This is a genomic window from Annamia dubia NIES-4383, from assembly GCF_055394725.1.
Window position 1 is genome coordinate 1,521,232 of sequence record NZ_AP025630.1, and the last position, 20,087, is coordinate 1,541,318.

Genomic DNA, 20,087 nt, shown 5'->3' on the forward strand with positions numbered 1-20,087 from the left:
GTCAACTGTCAATTGATAACTATTCTAGTTTAAAATTAATTTCCCTTTTTGTAAAGGGTAAATCTTGATTAATTGCGTTAATTTCTTCCCACTCCATTTGATTAACTTCTTTGATGTAATGATTAAAAATTTGGGAGAATTTTTGATGATAAAAACGATGTAAACTATAATTAGGTGTGGCAGGAAAACCCCTTCTTCTTTTATGTTTTCCCCCTGCACCGGGATCAAACATTTTTATCTTATTTTTGATCGCCCATTCAATGGGTTTATAATAACAAGCTTCAAAATGTAAACAATCATAATATTGAAAACTGCCCCAATAACGACCGTATAAATTTTCGCCTTTTCTAATGCAAAAAGACATCCCCACAGGCTTATGAAGATCATCTTGATTAAAGGCCACAAATAAGACTACTCTATGACAATAATTGGGATAAAGTAAGTCAAAAAATTCACGAGTTAAATATTTACTTCCTCCCCAAAATTTGTCACAAGTATCACTATAAAAATGATAAATATAAGGTATTAAATAATGGGGTAAATCCTCACCAGTAAAGACTTTTAAAGTTAATCCGGCATTAACAACGGCCTTTCTTTCCCGTTTAATATTTCTTCTTTGATTAGCATTAAAAACCTGTAAATAATCATCAAAAGAATTATAATTGTTATTATTCCAAATATAACTGTGATGTAACCATGCACTAAAGCCATATTTTTCCGCTATTTTCTGCCAGTTTGGATCCACAAATAAGAAATTACAACTATTGATTTCATGACGATCACAAAAATGATCAATTTCCCAAATCATTAACTGAGTTAATATGTGTTGATCCTGCCCTTCTTTGATTAAAAAACGATAGCCAACAGCCGGAGTAAAAGGAGTCATTCCTATCAGTTTGGGATAATATTCTATGCCCAAACGATAAGCAAGATCAGCCCATTGATAATCAAAAACAAATTCACCATAACTATGCCCTTTGATATATAATGGAGCAATGGCAATTAACTGTTGATTTTCCCAGATTGTTAGATGACAAGGTTGCCATCCCGTGCGGGGTTTTGTACTACCAGAAATCTCAATATTATGTAACCATTCCCATTCTAAAAAAGGCGTATTTAAAGATTGTGCAAACTGATCCCATTGAGCTTGAGAAATTTCCCCCAAATGGGATAACCATTTAACAGAATATTGATTTTGATTGTGCTTAAACATCTTATTGATTAGTTATTTGTTTTTAGTAAGTAGGTGGTTATAATTAATTATACTTAACAACTTAATAAATTGATTGATTATTCAATAATTGTTAATTATCAATTGTCAATTCTCAATTAATAATTATAGCAATTTCTTTTTAAAAGTAAACCCAAAAATTAAAATTATTAGAGATTATTTTTTACGTTAATTTATGTAACTAAAATTATCAGCAATTTTAAAATTTAATTATAATATCATTGTTAAATTTATTTTAAGCTTCAAACAGTTAAATTTTATGAAAGTAACAAGAAGAAATATTTTATTAGGATTATTAAGCGGTGGAATTAGTCTTATTGCTAATAGTTTAAAACCAGTTAAAGCACAAAATTTACACATTTTAAGTCAAGGTAATTTAGCTGACAATTGGTTAGAAAATAATCAATTAGATCAGGAAAAACTTTATCAATATTTTTTACAATTAGCGCAAGGAGGAGTGGAAGATCATCCCATACTTTTATATCAGGGTATTAATACATCACCCTATCAAAATCAAATAGATCAATATCCTAGTCGTTTAATGGCAAAACCTGACGGAAAAAATATTATTTCTACTATTAAAATTGATCCAGATTTTCAGAGTTATCCACTGGTAGGGCAATTACCAAATATTGTAGAATCAGATTTAGATTTTATTCATGAAGATATAAAAGAAATTTGTCTTTGTTTAGGGAGTTTTGACGATGGAGAATTTAAAACAAAATGGTTAGGCCGTAATGCTTTAGTAACGGGTGAATTTTGGAGTGCAAGTAAAATTATTCCCCTAATTAACTTAATTACTCGTACTAATCAAAAAACAGGAAAAGATATTAATAATTATCTCATTACAGGAGAAGATCAACAAGGAAATAAAGTTAGTTTTTCCTTTGAAGAATTAGCCAAAGATTTGATTAAATATGAAGGTAAAATTGCCAGTTCAAATTCCTTAGGAGCTATGTTTAAAAGGTTTATGCCCCAATTACAATTAGAGCAATGGCTTAAACATATTACAGGTAATGAAAATCTAGTTTTTCGGGGAAGATATGGAGAATCTCCTTTTATAGATCAACCTTATTTAATTGATTCTCAAACTCAAGAAATTATTTTTAAACCTGATGAAAATGAACCACGTTGGGCTTGTAATGAAATTTCATCTTATGATTTAACTAGAGTAATTTCCATGATAGGATGGCATCATTATTTATCAGAAAATAGTCGTTTTGAAGGGGTAAAATGGCCTAGTTTAGAAACCTTAATCAAAATATTAGGAAATGATCCAGCCCGACTAACAGATTTAGCCATTAAATCATTGGGCTTACAAAATGACTTAGATGGGGTAGTAATTATCTCTAAACAAGGTGATGGAGCAACGGGAACAAGATCACGAACTGAAGCCATTTATGTGGCTTTAATTAATTTAATTGATCGCCGTTTTCAACCCGCAAAACAATTAAATATTAGTTTAACAATGCGTGCCGCAATTAGTCTTGATCCCAGAAATTTAGATCAAGAAGTTGTTAATTTAGATGCCAGAATAGCCACTGAAATTACCAAGTTAATTTGGAAATTATTAAATGATTATTAAGCATAAATAATAACTAAATTGATCATAATTTGATGTTTTCAAAGTCGGCCTAAAAATTGATTCAACTAAAATTTTATTTTAACCCCCACTATTCACCGTTCAATTAATTGATCATTTGTTCAAACTTAATGGTAAAATTTTAAAGTATAAATCAGTTGACCCTTGACCCTTGACAATTGATTTTGTGAATGAAAAATAAATATTTAAAATTTTTTATGTTTCATTCAGAGCCGATCTTAATTAACCCGAAAACTTAAACATACAAAATCTTAAAGGTCAAATTAATTTTAATAAAATGGATCTAAGAAATAACAATGTTAACCAAGATAGTCAAGCATTAACTCATCAACTTGAGCAACTTCACCATGAATTGGAATTACTAAAACAAGAGTTAAACACTGAAAAAAAAGCACGTCAAGATTTAGAAAATTTTGTAGCTAATAAACAGGCACAATGGCAACTAGAAAAACAACATAATCCCGTAGCTATTTTAATTTGGGAAAATAAGGATAAAAGTTTGATTTTAAAAGAATATAATGAGATAGCTCAATCTATTTTACCCGATCAATTAGAATCTAAAATAGGGGAAAATCTTGAAACTATTTTTGCAGATCAGCCTGAAATTATCGAATCTATTTATCAGTGTTTAAAACAGCAAAAAGTGATTAATTATCAACAGGAAATTTCAGAAAAATATCTCAATTTTAAATGCGTTTTTTTGCCCCCAGCACAGGTTATTTTATATTATCAATTACCCCATCTTTGTCTTGGAATTGAGAAAAAATTAAAGTCTCAAATTGAACAAGAATCTGTTATTTCTTTATTTGGGAAAAAAGCCTTAACTTTGATGGAAATTTCCGATTTAATGATTGAAACTGTGACTTTAGTTTCCCAATCTTTAAATGTTAAATTTTGTCGTATTTTAGAATTATTGCCCAATGGGTCAGCCTTCCTCATGAAGGCGGGAATTGGCTGGCCAGAAGACTTGATCGGCACTGCCACTTTTAGTTTCAGTTTAAACTCTCAGGCCGGTTTTGTTTTAAGTCGTCAAACGCCCCTATTTATTGAGGATCACCGCATTGATCCCCATTTTAAAGGTGATCCCCTCCTCCATAATCACCGGATTGTGAGTAGTGCTACGGTCATTATTACCGATGCTGAACAGCCCTACGGCGTTTTAGAGGTACATTCTGACCAATTACGTCAATTTACAGAGGATGATCTTCACTTTTTACAGGCGATCGCTAATATTTTGGCCATCGCCATTGAAAGATATAAACAAAGGGAACAACTTAACCTTTTAGAAAGAGCAATTAATGTTAGTAGTAATAGTATTTTTATGGTGGATGCTTTATCAGAGTCACACCCCATAACCTACGTTAATTCAGGCTTTGAGCGTTTAACAGGTTATAGTAAAGAGCAAATTTTAAACCAATCCTATACAATTTTAAATCAAGATGAAAGCGATCAAGAAATAATGCAAGAAATTCAAAAAGCAATGATCGAAGGAAAGGAATATAGCACCACCATGCGCACCTATCGAGAAGATAATACGGTTTTTTGGAATGAATTTTATTTATCCCCAATTCATAATTTACAGGGACATTTAACCCATTTTATCGGAGTACAAACCGATATTACTGAGCGTAAATGTATTGAAGAAAGTTTACAAATGACCCAATTTTGTCTTGATCGAGCAAAAGATGCGGTATTTTGGTTGCATTCTAGCGGTTATTTTATCTATGTCAATGATGCGGCTTGTGAATTATTAGGGTATTCTAAACAAGAATTATTAATCTTAAAATCTTCTAAAATTGGGATTTATTCACCCTGTGAATCAACTTTAGACCCTATTGCCAGTAAACATTCTTTAACATTTGAAACACAACATACTCGCAAAGATGGGAGTATTTTACCCGTAGAAATTAGTGTTAATTATTTAGAATTTAACGATCAAAAATATAATTGTGCCTTTGTCAGAGATATTAGTGAACGTAAAAAAGCCGAATTAAGCTTAAGAGAAAGTGAAGAACAATTCCGCCGTACCTTTGAACTAGCCCCCATTGGCATGGCCATCACCGCGCTTAATGGCCAATACGAAAAGGTTAATAAGGCTCTGTGTAAAGCTTTAAACTATTCTAAACAGGAATTATTAGAGCAAAACGTAACAGAACTGGATCTGACTCACCCGGCCGATATTTCCGTAGATCTAGCCCTCAATAAACGATTATTAAAAGGGGAAATTTCCCATTTTCAAAGGGAAAAACGCTATTTAGCTAAGGATGGCCGGGTTGTCAATGTCTTATTACAGGTGGTATTAGTTCAAGACACTCAAGGTAAACCCCTCCATGTGGTGCGTCAGATCGTTGATATTACCCAACGCAAAAAAATGGAAGAAAGGTTATTACATACCGCCAGTCATGATATTTTAACGGGTTTACCCAATCGAATGTTATTTATTGATCGTCTGCAACAATTATTACGGCGTAAAAAAGAAAATCCGAACCTCTTATTTGCCGTCTTATTTTTAGACCTCGATCGCTTTAAAATGGTCAATGATAGTATGGGACATTCCATCGGCGATAAATTATTAATTGCCATTGCCCGTAAACTGTTAACCTGCGTACACACAGAAGATCTAGTGGCACGTTTTGGGGGAGATGAATTTACCATCATCCTAAGTCAAATTAATTCAAAAGAAGAAGTTAATGCGATCGCCGAAAAAATCCATCAAAGTTTAAAAAATCCCATTGCGATCGAAGGTTATGAGATTTTCACCAGTACCAGTATTGGTATTGCCATGTCAGACAGTCATTATGAAAAACCCGAAGAAATGTTGAGGGATGCGGATCTAACCATGTATCACGCCAAAGAAACAGGCAGATCCCGTCATGAAATCTTTGATCAAACCATGTATCAACAGATTCGCTCCCGTTTAGAATTAGAAACAGATTTAAGAAAAGCCATTCAACAACAGGAATTTTTCCTTAATTATCAACCAATTTTAGATTTAAAAACACAGGATTTAGTAGGATTTGAAGCCTTAATCCGTTGGATTAATCCCCATCGTGGTTTTATTTCCCCAATGCAATTTATTCCCATCGCCGAAGAAACAGGTTTAATCGTGGCCATTGGCGAATGGGTATTAGAAGAAGCCTGTCGTCAAATGAATCAATGGCAAGATCAATTTCCCCAATCTAAAAAATTAACCATTTCCGTTAACCTTTCCGGTAGACAGATCAAAGAAACTCAATTAATTGATAAAATAGATCAAATCTTAAACAAAACCGCTTTAGAATCTAGCCGTTTAAAATTAGAAATTACCGAAAGTATTTTAATGGAAAACATGGAAGAAACAACCCAACTCTTTCAAGAATTAAAAAATCGTCAAATTAAATTAAGTATGGATGATTTTGGCACGGGGTATTCATCCTTAAGTTATTTACATCGTTTTCAGATGAATACCTTAAAAATCGATCGAGCCTTTGTCAATCCCATCGAAAATGACTCCGAAAAACATTATGAAATAATTAAAGCGATCATTAGTTTAGCCCATGCGTTTAAAATGGATATAGTAGCCGAAGGAATTGAAACAGAAACACAAGTTCAAAAATTACGCCATTTAGGTTGTGAATATGGACAAGGTTATTTTTTTGCCAAACCCCTTTCTGCTCAAGAAATTGAACAAAAATACTTTAGTTAGTCATTGGTCATTAGTCCTTATCCATTCTCAATTATTCATTGTCCATTATCAATTATCAATTATCAATTAAAAAATATGGCTTGTGTTGAAAAAGTAAAATGTTATCTAGCCCAATGGTTTCACTTAGGAAAAAAAGTAATTGTTAGTAAAACTCAAGAAACTATTTGTCCAAAACCGATAGTTATTGGCGACCATTATTCATCTGCTTTTGAACAAGATTGGCAGAAAATTTTAGCTGACAATGGCCAGGATTATTATTTAGAAGGAACGGAACAAACCATTGCTCAATTATTATCATCAGAATGGGAAATTCACTCTTGTTCACGTTGTCAAATGCCCGTCCCCATCAAAGAAAGAGGTCTTCCCAGTTTAACTTGTCCTTGTTTTGATTTGTCTAACTGGCCTAATCTTGATTTACCCATACCCCACCCTCCGATTAATAATCAAACCCATCTCCAAAAATTGAAAATTCGTTTAAATCAAGACATTGATGATTGATTCCTATAGCTCTTTAAAATTCAGGGTATTTTTAGAGTTAAATTTTGTGATTCTTGTAATCTTTTATCATATAAAAAATTTATTGTTGAAAAACCTCGACTTTTCCATCAGGAAATAAGGCTAATCTGACTTTAATATTGTCACTATAATTAAAAGGAGAAATAAATTTTTCACCCATTAAAGGCATATTAGTTCGATCTAAATAAATCCCTGATAAACTACCAATAGGTGTAATTTGTGCAATCTCTCCATCTTGATTAATTAATAAGTTATATTGAATAACTTGTGTTAATTGTTCAGGGGCTTTCCAGTTATTTTTAAAATAGCTTTTTATTTCGTTTAAACTATCAGTAAGTCGGGTATTTCTAGTTAATTCTTCTGAATTTTGATCTCCTAAAATTGGACTGGAAACGATTACCGGATTAGGGTTATTTCTAGCAGTTAAATCATTATTATTATCTTCATTAAAAGTAGGGATAGAATTGGGAGGATTAGATAAATTGGGTAAATTTGACGGTAAATTAGGTTTTTGGGCAGGAGTGGCTAAAGGAACACTGATTTGGGGCGTAGTCGAGGATGGCGGCGGAAGATCCGGTTTGATGGCAACGGGAGAGGGGGGAAGATTTGAGGGGGATTTAATCTGAGGATTCTGACTATTTGTTTCAGAGTTTTTAGTCACGGCTTTCGGAGGTGGCAGTTTTTCCCCAGACTGTAAAGGTTTAAATTGGGGTAAATTGGTCGTTGGAGGAGGGGGAGGGGGCAAAGGTGCAACTACCTCAGATTTATTGTTTTGTGGGGGTTGGGCTGTTTGTTCGGTAATGGCTACCTGTTCCACTGATTTAGACTCATAATAAGCTCTTAAACCTACGGTAGTTAACCCAACGGTTAAAACAATTCCTGCCACATTTTGCCAGAGGCGATCGCCCTGTTGACGAGCGACTTTAGTTTCATTGCCAAAACTAGGTAAAATTTTAAGATCGGTTTGATAAAGATCCAAAGCTGTGGCCAGATCGAATAATTGCAAAGCCGTCAATTTTACTGAAAAATAGGATTTTTCAGGCATTAATGAGCCAAAAAAGAGTTCATGGGAAATTAAATTTTCTGATTTCAAATAGGGTTTAGAGGGTAAATGAACTAAATTTGAATTTGATTGTGAATTTTCTATTTTTTGTTCATTAATCTTTAAAGATTCATTATCTAAATTATTAGTAATTGCTTCATTATTTAGAGGTAAAAAATAATTATAAATGGAAGAAGGGTGCAGAAATTGGTCAACATATTGATTAACTACATCACAAAGTAAATTTAATTGAAGTTGATCCCCGTTGATCTGGATTGATTGAGTGTCGAGTAAACGAGGATCATCAAAACGCAATTGAAAACTAAGATCTTTCGTTAAAATACGATTAGACCACCTCGACAAAGGTGATTTTTTTGCTTTAATTTCTAAAGTACAAGTTGGTGGAGTATAACGCTTAATTACTGTCATAAAATAATTGATAATTGATAATTGATAATTAATAATTAGTTTCTAACAAATGACCAATGACTAATTAATAATTGATAATTATAACCCTAAATCAACTGCAATGCGATGGCCACAAGCAAAGCCAGAAAAAGCCACTGCATTTAAACCTTGACCGGGAAAAGTGCTATCACCGACACAATATAATCCCTCAATTGCTGTACGATTAAAAGGCATACCTAATAGGCCTAATAATTTCTTTTTCGGGATAGGCCCATAAGTGCCATCTTCTCTGCCTAAAAAACGTCTGTGAGTGCGTGGTGTGCCGATTTCTTCATAGTCTAAATTATCATTTAAACCCGGAAAAATTGCCTCTAAACGATTAATTAAATTGGCCGCAGATTCTTCTTTTTTAGCTTGATATTCTTGAGAGGAAAGACCTTGCCAATTTTCAAGATAACTAGGAGTAAAAGTATGAATAATATGATAACCTTCAGGTGCTAAACTTGGATCAAGTAAAGTAGGAATAGAAACAAAAATTGTACCCTGTTCTGCTTCCATTTTGTCCCAATTTTCTAATAAGATATGATGACATTCTGTTCCCTTGGGTAATAATTCAGCTTTGACCCCTAAATGTAAACTTAAAAAACTAGGCGATTTTTTGTATCTTGTTTGCCATTTCTGTTCAGAAATAGGCATTTTTTCAGGGGGTAATAACTTCTCAAATGTATCCCATCTTGTGGCATTAGAAACGATCTTTTTAGCGCGATATTCTTGCCCATTTGCTAACTTAACTCCTACCGCTTTCTTATTTTCAATTATGATTTCTGTCACCCTTGCTTTATATTGAATTGTACCGCCTTTTTTCTCAAAACCTTCTACTAATTTTTCCGCTATTTTGCCTACTCCACCTTTAGGATAATTAATACCACCATAATGGCGATCGCTGAACACCATTCCCGCATTGATCATTGGGGTTTTTTGTGCAGGAACAACTGACCAACAATAACAATCCATATCAATGAATTTTTTTAATTTTTGATCTTTAATATGACGATTAACAATATCACCCACATTTAAAGGTAAATATTTAACCAAACCTAAACAGGCTAAAGGATGCTGGAAAAACACACGCATCAAGTAACCTAACTCCTCTAAAGAGAGTAATTCCATCGCATTTAAACAATTAAAAACTTGCCAACATTCCGCATAAAAACCCCTAATTCCCTTTTCTTCATGGGGAAATTTTTTAATTAATTCTTGTAAAAATTGCTCATAATTTTGGTGAACTTTTAACTCTAAATTATCAGGTAAATGATAATGAATTTGCACAGGATCGGGGATAGTTTCTATCTGCTGATCAACCGCTTGTAAGGCGCGAGTTAATAAATTTGTAGTGCCATTTTTGCCAAAACCAAAAATCATTGATGCCCCCACATCAAAACGATAACCTTCCCTTTCAAAATATCCCGCACTACCCCCCGGAATAATGTATTTTTCTAATAATAAAACCTTTGCACCTTTAGCTACAAGTTGAGTCGCAGTAACTAAGCCACCCATTCCCGAACCAATAATAATTACATCAAATTGTGAATTAATAGTCATGATTTATTTTAAAATTAAATTTAATACATTGTCTATTATAGCTGAAAACCGAAATCTTTTATGATCAAATTACAAAATTCAAGATATAATCAAACAATCTAAATAACACTCTTTGGCGTTACTGAATTAAGATATGATAAGAAAGATAAGCGATCATTTATTCAAACAATAAATCCATTATCCATTCTATTTAAAGACATCATGACTTATTTTCTATTAAATCGAATTTCTAAATCTGTTTTAATTGCAGGTATTAATTTTTTTTCTTTAGCCATCGCCTCTCAAGCTGAAGATTTAAACCAATTACAAAACGATCTCAATCAAGAAAATTCCATCCCTCAAATTAATAGTGTATCTCAACTTAGGGATATTTCGCCCAATGATTGGGCTTATCAAGCCTTGGGTAATTTAGTAGAAAATTATGATTGTCTTGAAGGTTATCCCGATCGCACTTTTCGAGGCGATCGTACCCTTTCCCGTTATGAATTTGCGGCCGGCTTAAACGCTTGTTTAGAGGCGATCAACGGCTCAAATAATCAAGATCTAGTGTCAAATGATGAATTTGAGCAAATTAGCCGTTTAATTCAAGAATTTCAAACAGAATTAACAACTTTAGGCACAAGAGTAGATGATCTTGAAGGTAAAGTAGCCACTTTAGAAAATAATCAATTTTCCACCACGACTAAACTTCAAGGTGAAATGATCATGGCCGCCACCGCCGTAAGCACAAATCAAGTTAATGGTAGTGATATAGACAATAATCTCACCTTTGGCCAACGTACCCGTTTAAATTTAATTACCAGTTTGAGCGGAAATGATCAATTATTAACCCGTCTGGAATCAGATAATATCCTAAACCCTAATTTAAACACCCCTGAAGGCAGTTTCGCTTTTGCCGGAGACACGGGTAACACGGATCTTTATATTGATGCCTTAGTTTATAAATTTCCCCTTGGAGATCAAACTCATGTGGCGATCGCCGCTAATGCGGGGGCTTCCGATGAATTTGCCCAAACCTTTAACTTCCTTGATGGAGACGGTAGCCAAGGAGCTTTATCTACCTTTGGCACACGCCATCCCATTTATTTCCAAGTAGAAGATAAAGGCATCGGAATTAATCATCAATTCGCCCACTGGTTAACCCTCAGTTTAGGCTATATGGCCGCCGATGCCAATGATCCGGCCAAAGGTAAAAGCTTATTTAATGGCTCTTATGGGGCTATGGCACAATTAGAAATTCAGCCCCATGATGATTTACACATAGGTTTAACCTATATTAACGCTTACAATCAAACCGATACAGGCACAGGCAGTAATCTTGCTAATTTTCGAGCATTTACCGAGCAAAACTTAGGATCACCCGTCCCAATAATCGGTAATTCTTATGGCGCGCAGTTATCTTGGCATCTTGATCCCAAATTTGTGTTAGGGGGATGGGTAGGTTATTCTAACCTTAAAACCCTTTCCGATCTTGGTGGTGCGATCTCTAAAGGTAACTTAGAAGTCTGGAATTGGGCTTTTAATTTAGCCTTCCCCGATTTATTTAAAGAAGGAAATACCGCAGGAATTATCATTGGCATGGAGCCAAAAGTAACCCATTCTACCGTTACTATTCCCGCAATAGCCACCCAAGATCAAAGCACCTCTTTACATATCGAAGCCTTATATCAAATTAGCCTTAATGATCATCTTAAAATTACCCCCAGTGTAATTTGGTTAACTGCCCCCGATCATAATAGTAATAATAATGATGTGGTGATCGCTACAATTCGCACCTTATTTACTTTTTAGGAAATAATCAAATAATTTAACTCTAATTTCAAAAGTTGAGGATTTCCAAAATTCCCGACTTTTTCTTTTTTTATAACTCTAAAAGTTCTTAATAAACAGTATCTTTTAATTTTTCTTCTAATGTAATAGATATAGTCCTACTATCCAACCAAAATTAAAGTTTTTGAGTATTTTTACTCTAAAATTGCAATTTTTGGCTATAATAGATAAACAATATGACATATTGTAAATTTTCAATTCTTTTCCTTGACAAAAAAGCTAAACTATGGTAATGATAACACAAACTGATTTAAGCAGATTGAATCATGGGATTCAAGAATCCGTTTTTCAAAATCCCCTCAGAGTGATTGCTTTAGGTGATAGCTTAGTTTATGGCTATGGAGATCCCGTTGGAGGAGGTTGGGTGGAGCGACTGCGCCGCCGTTGGATGTCCCCTGAAAGTACGGGTCATGCTTTATATAATTTAGGGATCAGAGGCAACGGTGTGATCCAAGTTTCTCAGCGTTTAGAACAGGAATTTAAGCAAAGAGGTGAATTAAGAAATCGTTATCCTGATTTAATTATGTTATCAGTGGGTGTTAATGATTGCGCTCGTTTAGGTCGTCCTACTGGTAAAAATTTTACAGATTTACAGTTATTTCAAGAAGAATTAAATTATTTATTAAATCAAGCGGTTAATTTGTGTCAAGTAATGTTTATTGGTATGATTCCAATTGATGAAAGTAAAATGCCTTTTATGAATTGTTTATATTACAATCATGGGGATCAATTTCGTTATAAAGAAGTCACCAAACACGCTTGTTTACAGAGAAATATCCCCTATTTAGATTTATTTGATCTTTGGATCAGTCGGGGTGAAAATTGGAGGCGATCGCTGTTATGTAGTGATGGTTTACATCCAAATGTGGAAGGTTATCAAGCTATTTTAACTGATATTTTAAACTGGCAACCGATCGCCCGTTTAGATCGAGTTTAAATTAATTTTGTCAGTGGTCATTTGTCATTTGTCATTTGTGACTATTCAACACGAAAATTAAAATTTCGGCCTTGAGAATGACAAGTTAAACAAGTTTGAGTCGAAATATTAACAGGTAAATCAACTTGGGGATGTAAAGCCTTAAAATAACGGGAATCTTGAATATAAAAAACTGAAGATTCATTAATCAATAAAGGGCGAGAAAAAGCTTTTAAATAATCCCACATCATCATATTAAAAGAAGGAACCAAAGGTTGTAAACTAACGCCATAATGGTTTTGAGGGCGTTCTAAAATTCTTTGCCATGTTTGGGTAGGTAACACTTGGGGAGGGATAGCTAAATGACAACTACTACAATTTTCTAAGTATAAACTTAATCCCGTTTGATATTTTTCAGCTACAGGATCCATAGTATTTGTTAATACTTGATCAAGAGAAGGTGTAACATTTTGACTTAAAACTTTTTCAATTTCCCAACCTAAACTGAATGTTAAAATAATAATACTAATTAATAAAAATAAACCGGATTTTTTGGCTAGTTTTTTAAACATAATTGGTTATTATTGGTTATTTGTTAAATTTCGTCTCTTTTCTCATTAATAAAACGCCCAAACCCTAAAGGGTAGGGCTATCTAAACGAAGTCTGCCTGCGCAGACTTTGTTAATGAAATCATTAATTTAACCAATAACTAATAACAAATAACAATATTTAAGCCTCTACAGGTACGGAATTTAATAATTTTTCCACAATAGTTTTCGCTTTTTTGCCCCCTGTGGGAATAATACGATGGGCTAAAATATGAGGTGCTAAAACTTTAATATCATCAGGAATAACATGATCTCTATTATCTAAAAAAGCATAGGCACAGGCCGCATTTTGCAAAGCTACTGCCCCCCTTGGACTAACACCTAAAGTCGTTTCTTCATCTTCCCTTGAAGCCCTAACTAAATTAACAATATATTGTTGAATTTCCGTTTTAATTTTAACTTGACGACATTGATTTTGTAAATCAATTAATTCTTCTAAAGAAATACAAGGTTGAAGTTGATCTTTTTGAAAATTACTTTGTTGTTGTTGTAACATTTGTAATTCTTCAATTTCCGTAGGATAACCCAAAGTTAAAGATAACATAAAGCGATCCATCTGAGCTTCAGGTAAAGGGAAAGTCCCTTGATATTCGATCGGGTTTTGGGTAGCGATCACAAAAAAAGGACTAGGCACAACTCTAGCTTGACCATCTACCGTTACCTGTTGTTCTTCCATTACCTCTAATAAAGCCGACTGAGTGCGAGGCGTAGCGCGGTTAATTTCATCCGCCAATAATACATTAGCAAAGGCCGGCCCCTGTAAAAATTCAAATTCTCGACTGCTAGGATTCCAAATATTTGTACCTGTAATATCATTAGGAAGAAGATCCGGAGTACATTGCACACGCTGAAACTTACCATTAATAGACTTAGCCAAAGACTTAGCCAACAGGGTTTTTCCCACCCCCGGCACATCTTCTAATAAAACATGACCACCGCTTAAGAGTGCAACTAAGATTAAATTAATTTGATCGTCTTTTCCCACGATCGCCTGTTTAAGATTTTCTTTAAGGGCGCAGATAATTTCGCTCATGTTTAATGATTTTAAATAAAAAAAGATAATATTTAAACCTAATTATAGCGTTACTAACGCTCTTTTATGAGGACTTATTTCTAAGCAATTAGAACAAAACCACCAATTTAAGACAGTTGATTAAATTGTTTTTTCTGGGGTTTTGTTGACGATCTCCCCCTAATTTTAATTAGACTTCTTGAGCAAGTCAAGTAATAACTAATCAGCAAGAGAATTTTACAAAAAACCTATTACAATCAATTATTATTTAGACTTTTCCCAAGAAATCTATTGTAGCAAAATTTTTAATTGAAATAACTTATTCTAAATAATAGTTACCCACAAAAACCTTTTGAGCAGGGCCTGTCATATAAATTCTATCATCAATTTCTGACCAATGGATATTTAAACAACCTCCGGGGAGTTCAACCGTGCAAAGGCGTTCATTTTGATGGTTTAAAACTCCGGCCACCACTGAAGCACAAGCCCCTGTGCCACAAGCTAAAGTTATTCCTGCCCCCCTTTCCCATACTCTCATTTTGATATAATCAGGGCGTACTACTTCAATAAATTCAGTGTTAGTACGTTGGGGGAAAACAGGATGATGTTCAAATTTACTACCGATGGTTTCTAAGGGAATGTGATCAACTTGATCCACAAAGGTTATACAATGGGGATTACCCATACTCACACAGGTGACTGACCATGTTTGACCTTCCACTTCTAAAGGTTGATTAATGACTTGATTTTCCCCTTGGTTGATGGTAGTGGGAATTTGATCTGGTTTAAGTTGAGGTTGCCCCATATCAACGGTAACTTGCCCATTCGCTTCAATTTTTGGAGTAATAACCCCCGCTAGGGTGTTAATACGATATTCTTTACCAATAATTTCTTGGCCTTCTAGTTGGGCGATAAAACGGGCTAAACATCTAATGCCGTTACCGCACATTTCCGGTTCTGAACCATCGGAATTAAATATTCTCATGGTATAATCGGTGTCATTTGTACCTGCTAGGGCAAAGATCACCCCATCTGCTCCGATCCCAAAATGGCGATCGCAGATTAAAATTGCTTGTTCTGGTGTTATAATCGGTTCTGATTGATGACGATTATCTACTAAAATAAAATCGTTACCCAATCCATGATATTTGGTAAATTCAATGTTCATTTTGTTAATGAATAAAAACTATAATTATAAGATTACTAAGATAAATATAAGCTAAAGCATCAAATTTTATGAGTGAATTTAATACGAATCTACCCACTGTGCGCCAAGTTCAAACCTATATCAAAGACAAACAAACAGTCGAGATTAAACTGAATGTTGGTGAAATGTTAGAGGGTAAAGTTTTATGGCAAGATAGTGATGGTTTATGTTTGATTAATCAACAACAACAAAAATTTTTAATCTGGAAACATTCCATCGCCTATATCAAAGGTAAAAGTTAATTTTACCAATGGACAGTTGACAGTTGACAATGAATAATTGACAATTGATAACTCTAATAACCGATCAAAACATCATCAATCAAAGATAAAAGCAAATGACTCAAATGACTAATTGGTATCAAAATTTCAAACATTATTTAGCCTTGGGTTTTACTTTCGGGCTGATCAGTTTAACCACAGAAGCTAAAGCCTTAGAAGTACAAATTACTCCCCCTAATCCCCAATTAGGTGATACTATTTCCGTCACAGTAGAATTAGATCAACCTAATTCTACCCCCACCGTGACCATGAGGGGAACTCCTTATCAAGCCTTTCCCCTAGTTGATCAAAATAATTTAGAATCAATCTATCGTGCCTTATTACCCACTAGCCCTTTAGATACTCCCGGACAGATTAATATTGAAGTTAGCGCAGATGGTGAAACTCAAAATTTCTCTATTGCCTTGAGAAATCGCTCTTTTACTACTCAAAGAATTACAGTTAGAGGCGGTGGTGATAATGCTACCCAAACAGAATTAGATCAAGTAGCGGCCTTTAAAGCTTTAGTCACCCCTGAAAAATATTGGAATGGTGCTTTTTTACGTCCTAATAATGCCAGAGTGTCTACGGAATATGGGATCAGACGTTATTATAATGGAGTTTTTGCCCAAGACTATTACCACCGAGGAGTAGACTATGCAGGGGCTTCAGGTTCGCCTGTGGTAGCTCCGGCCGCTGGTGTGGTAAGATTGATTGGCCGAGAATCTCAAGGTTTTAGATTACATGGCAATACCATCGGCCTTGATCATGGACAAGGTGTAGTGAGCATTTTTCTGCATTTGAATCGAATTGATGTACAGCAAGGCCAAATGATCCAAGCAGGGCAACAAATCGGCACAGTTGGCTCAACGGGAGGCTCTACCGGACCCCATCTCCATTGGGGCTTATATGTTCACGGGATCGCAGTGGATCCCGTACCTTGGCGCTTTGGAAGCATAAATTAAATTTTAATTTAACTTAAAGAGCAAAATTTAAGAAATTTTGCTAAAGTTTTGTTGAGTTCACTTTATTTTTACTATTTTTCAAGGGAAAATATTTAGTAAGAAGTTTTTTCTTTGATTTGAAATCAAGCCCAAATTTATTGATTACATGGAAACATTATGATGAGTATTGAAGAAATTGTTGAACAAGCCCTAAAAGACCATTATTTAACCCCTACAATGGAAGCTGAGGTTGGACGGCTTTGTGATAGTGCGTCTGAGCTTTCCATTGAAGAATATCTGGCCTTAGATCGCTTAATGGGCGCTTTATTAACAGGTGATGTGGTAGCTGTTCCCCGCAAACAGTTTATTAACGTAATGGAAGAATTAGTTTTAAGTTTTTCGATTACTAGAGTTACGGAAATTCAACAGACCACTGAAAAACCCCTAGATGTAGGGGATATTGCCGCTTATGCACTTAACCGCCTTCCCCCTTTATATGCCACAACGGAAGAAGGTGCTGACTATCAAAGAAAACGTGCTAAAGAAGAATTACAAGATTTGATTAGTCAACAAGTGGAAGCGGCCATCTCTAAATATTTAGATCGCCCTGATTTCTTCCCAGAAAGACAAATTTTTGGGAAAACCTCTAAGGATAGTGTTCTTAATCAAGTGTCAGTTTTATTAGAGTCATACGCCCCTCAATATGAAAAAAAATAAAAGGGGAATTTGATAGTTAAATACCTCAATTAATCGAAAAAAATCTCTAAATACTGATAGCTAAGTGCTTAAGGTATAATACCTTCTTATTCTTTAATCGTATTAAATGAAGGAACTTTTCGGTCAAACAAGGGTCTAGGGATTTGAATAGATAACAATTTATCCTTAATTGATATGATGATTCAATCTTTTCCTATCCCTTGGTCAACCGTTGAGAAGACTTCACCAAGAAGATCTGTGTCTGTTGACAAACTTTCTAATTATGATTTAATTTTGCACTGTCAAGATCAATCTCGTCCTGAACGTGCTTTATTTGCCGAGGTGGTGCGTCGGTATCAGTCTCATGTGGATAAATTGTTATATCATTTAGCCCCTGATTGGCAAGATCGCAGTGATTTGGCTCAGGAAATTTGGATTAGGGTTTATAAAAATATCAAAAAACTCAATGATCCGGCTAAATTTCAAGGTTGGCTCAGTCGCATTACGACCAATTTATTTTATGATGAGTTACGCAAAAGAAAAAGAGTGGCTACTCCTTTATCTTTGGATGCACCCCGCTCAACGATGGATGGGGAAATGGAATGGGATCTCCCTAGTGATCGTCCTTCCCCTGATGATGATTTGGCTACGGATGAATTTTATGATAAATTGAGATTAGCGATCGCTGATTTACCGGAGGCTTTTCGCATTACCATTATCTTAAGGGAAATTGAAGGCATGGCTTATGAAGACATTGCCCAACTGACGGGGGTTTCCCTTGGTACGGTTAAATCACGAATCGCTAGGGCAAGGTTAAAACTTCAGGCGACTTTACAACCTTATTTAGATCAAACCTAGTTGCTATTAAGTTTTATTAATTTTTTTTATTAAAAATCAACTTTTGTGTTTCTTTTGATTTAATTTTTTTATAATTTTTTAAGGTGTATCTGTTGCACTCGGTGGTGATGGTAAAATGAAAATCAAATTCGACTTTTTGAAAGATAATTCTAGTTCTGATATGTGTGTAGAACATTTGACTGTGGAAAATGATCGCTTTGAGTTGCTCAGTGCCTATATAGATGGAGAAGTGACGGTGGCACAAAAAGAGCAAGTTCAACAATGGTTAAATGAGGATCCAAGTTTTAAACAACTGTATCAACGGTTATTACGGCTTAATTATGGTTTTCAATCTTTACCCACTCCTGTCGGCACTCAATCTCATCAACAGATTACAAATAAAGTATTTGAACGCATTGAAAATAATCGTTGGCAAAAAATTGCTTTTTGGGGTGGAACGGCGATCGCCGCTTTGACGGTGGGAATTGTATCTTGGCTCTTACAAGAAAATAAAACTTTGATCCCCCAAATGGCAGAGCAACCAACTTCAGTAGAACAAAAAAAACCGATCGCTTCTAATCAAAGTCCAATTAGTGAACCTTCATTAATGATAGCGATTAATCGTCCCCCTGTCCCCATTCCAAAAGCACCTCAACCCACTGATGAAAATTGGGAAAATCCTTAATCAAATAGAATCAAGATTAGAAAACTCTGAAAATCTACAATTTAAAGCATTTTTATTTTTGTTGATTGGTTCAGTTGTCAGTCTTGTTTTAACGGGTTTTGTTTATTTTAAGTTCAATTCTCGTCAACCTCAATCAATGAAAAGTATACCTGCTGATCAGCCGTTATTGCTTAAGGGTGGTAATCCTTATTTAAGGGCTTTAATGCGTACTATTACTTATAGTGAAGCCAATGATCCTTACCCCTATAATGTGATTTATGGGGGTGAACATATTAGGGATTTAAGTAAACATCCCAAAAAATGTGTTCCTATTCCGAAGCGTTCTTTATGTAGTACGGCGGCCGGCCGTTATCAATTTTTAGATTTTGTTTGGTTAGAAAAGGCGAAAAAATATCATCCCGATCCCGATGGAATATTATGGTGGAAAAGTTATAGTTTTGAGCCAATCTATCAAGATTTAGTGGTTTATCGGTGGTTAAATGATCCCCAAGCATGGGGTTTTAATGTTGCGCAAAAATTGAAAAATAAACAGGAAAAAAAGGTGTTTTGTTCTTTATCTTCCACTTGGACAAGTTTACCTTGTGGAAAGGAAAAAAATGTTAATACTGACCAACTTTTAACTAAGGTTTACCCTCTTAAATTAAAGGAAGAATGTGCTAAACAACCCAAACAGTGTTAATCAAGTAATAGTTAATAATTAAATTATAATTAATTTTTAATTTTTGATAGTATGATGGAGAGGTATACTTAACAGTTAACATTGATTAAGTTTGATTTTTCAATTTAAGATTAAGGAGTATAATTAAAATGGGAAGAAAAGCTAAACTCAAACAACAAAAAAAAGAAATTTTAAATCAATCTGAGTATAATTCAGAAGCCAATCTTAAATCTGATCCTACTCATTTTGTTGAGCAAATTCAAAGACAAGGTTATTCTTTAAAACATAATCAATTTAATTTCCCTGAAATGCCTGATCAAGATATTAAACCGCAAATTTAGTTATT

18 protein-coding genes are annotated in these 20,087 nt (G+C 34.4%); 12 read left to right on the top strand and 6 right to left on the bottom strand.

The features are described 5' to 3' along the window. Positions 1–19 precede the first annotated feature (19 nt). The gene (locus tag Anndu_RS06840; RefSeq protein ID WP_464103646.1) at positions 20–1,213 is read right to left on the bottom strand and encodes a GNAT family N-acetyltransferase; all 1,194 of its coding nucleotides are present in this window, start codon (positions 1,211–1,213) and stop codon (positions 20–22) included. A gap of 277 nt (positions 1,214–1,490) precedes the next feature. Here Anndu_RS06840 and Anndu_RS06845 point away from each other — a divergent pair, with 277 nt between their 5' ends. The 3 genes from Anndu_RS06845 to Anndu_RS06855 all read left to right on the top strand — a co-directional run bounded on the left by Anndu_RS06845 (position 1,491) and on the right by Anndu_RS06855 (position 7,017). After that, positions 1,491–2,816, top strand: a complete 1,326-nt coding sequence (locus tag Anndu_RS06845) for a hypothetical protein (protein WP_464103647.1) — start codon at positions 1,491–1,493, stop codon at positions 2,814–2,816. A gap of 295 nt (positions 2,817–3,111) precedes the next feature. Continuing rightward, complete coding sequence (locus Anndu_RS06850) at positions 3,112–6,519, top strand: EAL domain-containing protein (RefSeq protein WP_464103648.1); 3,408 nt, start codon at positions 3,112–3,114, stop codon at positions 6,517–6,519. Positions 6,520–6,594: 75 nt separating this feature from the next. Continuing rightward, positions 6,595–7,017, top strand: coding sequence for a hypothetical protein (locus tag Anndu_RS06855; RefSeq protein WP_464103649.1), 423 nt, complete (start codon positions 6,595–6,597; stop codon positions 7,015–7,017). Between the two features lie 79 nt (positions 7,018–7,096). On the opposite strand, the gene Anndu_RS06860 is transcribed toward Anndu_RS06855, so the two are convergent. Together Anndu_RS06860 and crtH are read right to left on the bottom strand one after the other, a co-directional pair. Next, complete coding sequence (locus tag Anndu_RS06860) at positions 7,097–8,506, bottom strand: DUF4335 domain-containing protein (protein WP_464103650.1); 1,410 nt, start codon at positions 8,504–8,506, stop codon at positions 7,097–7,099. A 78-nt stretch (positions 8,507–8,584) separates the two neighbouring features. Then, positions 8,585–10,087 (bottom strand): carotenoid isomerase, encoded by a 1,503-nt coding sequence (crtH, locus tag Anndu_RS06865; protein WP_464103651.1) that lies wholly within the window; start codon positions 10,085–10,087, stop codon positions 8,585–8,587. Positions 10,088–10,288: 201 nt separating this feature from the next. On the opposite strand from crtH, the gene Anndu_RS06870 reads away from it, so the two are divergent. Both Anndu_RS06870 and Anndu_RS06875 read left to right on the top strand, forming a co-directional pair. Next, positions 10,289–11,878 (top strand): iron uptake porin, encoded by a 1,590-nt coding sequence (locus Anndu_RS06870; RefSeq protein WP_464103652.1) that lies wholly within the window; start codon positions 10,289–10,291, stop codon positions 11,876–11,878. 271 nt (positions 11,879–12,149) lie between these two features. After that, the gene (locus Anndu_RS06875) at positions 12,150–12,854 is read left to right on the top strand and encodes a GDSL-type esterase/lipase family protein (protein WP_464103653.1); all 705 of its coding nucleotides are present in this window, start codon (positions 12,150–12,152) and stop codon (positions 12,852–12,854) included. A gap of 41 nt (positions 12,855–12,895) precedes the next feature. Here Anndu_RS06875 and Anndu_RS06880 read toward each other — a convergent pair whose 3' ends face one another. The 3 genes from Anndu_RS06880 to dapF all read right to left on the bottom strand — a co-directional run bounded on the left by Anndu_RS06880 (position 12,896) and on the right by dapF (position 15,622). Continuing rightward, positions 12,896–13,405: a hypothetical protein gene (locus tag Anndu_RS06880; protein WP_464103654.1), complete on the bottom strand. Its 510-nt coding sequence runs from the start codon at positions 13,403–13,405 to the stop codon at positions 12,896–12,898. A gap of 158 nt (positions 13,406–13,563) precedes the next feature. Next, positions 13,564–14,475: an AAA family ATPase gene (locus Anndu_RS06885; protein WP_464103655.1), complete on the bottom strand. Its 912-nt coding sequence runs from the start codon at positions 14,473–14,475 to the stop codon at positions 13,564–13,566. Between the two features lie 298 nt (positions 14,476–14,773). Continuing rightward, positions 14,774–15,622: a diaminopimelate epimerase gene (gene dapF, locus Anndu_RS06890; protein WP_464103656.1), complete on the bottom strand. Its 849-nt coding sequence runs from the start codon at positions 15,620–15,622 to the stop codon at positions 14,774–14,776. A gap of 68 nt (positions 15,623–15,690) precedes the next feature. On the opposite strand from dapF, the gene Anndu_RS06895 reads away from it, so the two are divergent. The 7 genes from Anndu_RS06895 to Anndu_RS06925 all read left to right on the top strand — a co-directional run bounded on the left by Anndu_RS06895 (position 15,691) and on the right by Anndu_RS06925 (position 20,082). Continuing rightward, the gene (locus Anndu_RS06895) at positions 15,691–15,903 is read left to right on the top strand and encodes an Hfq-related RNA-binding protein (RefSeq protein ID WP_464103657.1); all 213 of its coding nucleotides are present in this window, start codon (positions 15,691–15,693) and stop codon (positions 15,901–15,903) included. A gap of 104 nt (positions 15,904–16,007) precedes the next feature. Then, positions 16,008–16,886, top strand: coding sequence for a M23 family metallopeptidase (locus Anndu_RS06900; RefSeq protein WP_464103658.1), 879 nt, complete (start codon positions 16,008–16,010; stop codon positions 16,884–16,886). A gap of 159 nt (positions 16,887–17,045) precedes the next feature. Further along, a complete protein-coding gene (locus Anndu_RS06905) occupies positions 17,046–17,582 on the top strand; it encodes a late competence development ComFB family protein (RefSeq protein ID WP_464104050.1) in 537 nt (178 codons plus the stop codon). A gap of 177 nt (positions 17,583–17,759) precedes the next feature. Continuing rightward, on the top strand, positions 17,760–18,419 hold the full coding sequence (locus Anndu_RS06910; RefSeq protein ID WP_464104051.1) for a sigma-70 family RNA polymerase sigma factor: 660 nt from the start codon (positions 17,760–17,762) through the stop codon (positions 18,417–18,419). 115 nt (positions 18,420–18,534) lie between these two features. Further along, entirely contained in the window at positions 18,535–19,083 is a 549-nt protein-coding gene (locus Anndu_RS06915) for an anti-sigma factor family protein (protein ID WP_464103659.1), read from the top strand. A gap of 136 nt (positions 19,084–19,219) precedes the next feature. Further along, positions 19,220–19,762, top strand: coding sequence for a glycoside hydrolase family 24 protein (locus Anndu_RS06920; RefSeq protein WP_464103660.1), 543 nt, complete (start codon positions 19,220–19,222; stop codon positions 19,760–19,762). A 128-nt stretch (positions 19,763–19,890) separates the two neighbouring features. Then, on the top strand, positions 19,891–20,082 hold the full coding sequence (locus Anndu_RS06925; RefSeq protein WP_464103661.1) for a hypothetical protein: 192 nt from the start codon (positions 19,891–19,893) through the stop codon (positions 20,080–20,082). The last annotated feature ends 5 nt before the right edge of the window (positions 20,083–20,087 follow it).

Excerpts from the sequence above, each read along its gene's own strand:
- Anndu_RS06840 (WP_464103646.1), bottom strand. The coding sequence starts at position 1,213 with ATGTTTAAGCACAATCAAAATCAATATTCTGTTAAATGGTTATCCCAT.
- Anndu_RS06845 (WP_464103647.1), top strand. The coding sequence starts at position 1,491 with ATGAAAGTAACAAGAAGAAATATTTTATTAGGATTATTAAGCGGTGGA.
- Anndu_RS06850 (WP_464103648.1), top strand. The coding sequence starts at position 3,112 with ATGGATCTAAGAAATAACAATGTTAACCAAGATAGTCAAGCATTAACT.
- Anndu_RS06855 (WP_464103649.1), top strand. The coding sequence starts at position 6,595 with ATGGCTTGTGTTGAAAAAGTAAAATGTTATCTAGCCCAATGGTTTCAC.
- Anndu_RS06860 (WP_464103650.1), bottom strand. The coding sequence starts at position 8,506 with ATGACAGTAATTAAGCGTTATACTCCACCAACTTGTACTTTAGAAATT.
- crtH (WP_464103651.1), bottom strand. The coding sequence starts at position 10,087 with ATGACTATTAATTCACAATTTGATGTAATTATTATTGGTTCGGGAATG.
- Anndu_RS06870 (WP_464103652.1), top strand. The coding sequence starts at position 10,289 with ATGACTTATTTTCTATTAAATCGAATTTCTAAATCTGTTTTAATTGCA.
- Anndu_RS06875 (WP_464103653.1), top strand. The coding sequence starts at position 12,150 with ATGATAACACAAACTGATTTAAGCAGATTGAATCATGGGATTCAAGAA.
- Anndu_RS06880 (WP_464103654.1), bottom strand. The coding sequence starts at position 13,405 with ATGTTTAAAAAACTAGCCAAAAAATCCGGTTTATTTTTATTAATTAGT.
- Anndu_RS06885 (WP_464103655.1), bottom strand. The coding sequence starts at position 14,475 with ATGAGCGAAATTATCTGCGCCCTTAAAGAAAATCTTAAACAGGCGATC.
- dapF (WP_464103656.1), bottom strand. The coding sequence starts at position 15,622 with ATGAACATTGAATTTACCAAATATCATGGATTGGGTAACGATTTTATT.
- Anndu_RS06895 (WP_464103657.1), top strand. The coding sequence starts at position 15,691 with ATGAGTGAATTTAATACGAATCTACCCACTGTGCGCCAAGTTCAAACC.
- Anndu_RS06900 (WP_464103658.1), top strand. The coding sequence starts at position 16,008 with ATGACTAATTGGTATCAAAATTTCAAACATTATTTAGCCTTGGGTTTT.
- Anndu_RS06905 (WP_464104050.1), top strand. The coding sequence starts at position 17,046 with ATGAGTATTGAAGAAATTGTTGAACAAGCCCTAAAAGACCATTATTTA.
- Anndu_RS06910 (WP_464104051.1), top strand. The coding sequence starts at position 17,760 with ATGATTCAATCTTTTCCTATCCCTTGGTCAACCGTTGAGAAGACTTCA.
- Anndu_RS06915 (WP_464103659.1), top strand. The coding sequence starts at position 18,535 with ATGAAAATCAAATTCGACTTTTTGAAAGATAATTCTAGTTCTGATATG.
- Anndu_RS06920 (WP_464103660.1), top strand. The coding sequence starts at position 19,220 with ATGAAAAGTATACCTGCTGATCAGCCGTTATTGCTTAAGGGTGGTAAT.
- Anndu_RS06925 (WP_464103661.1), top strand. The coding sequence starts at position 19,891 with ATGGGAAGAAAAGCTAAACTCAAACAACAAAAAAAAGAAATTTTAAAT.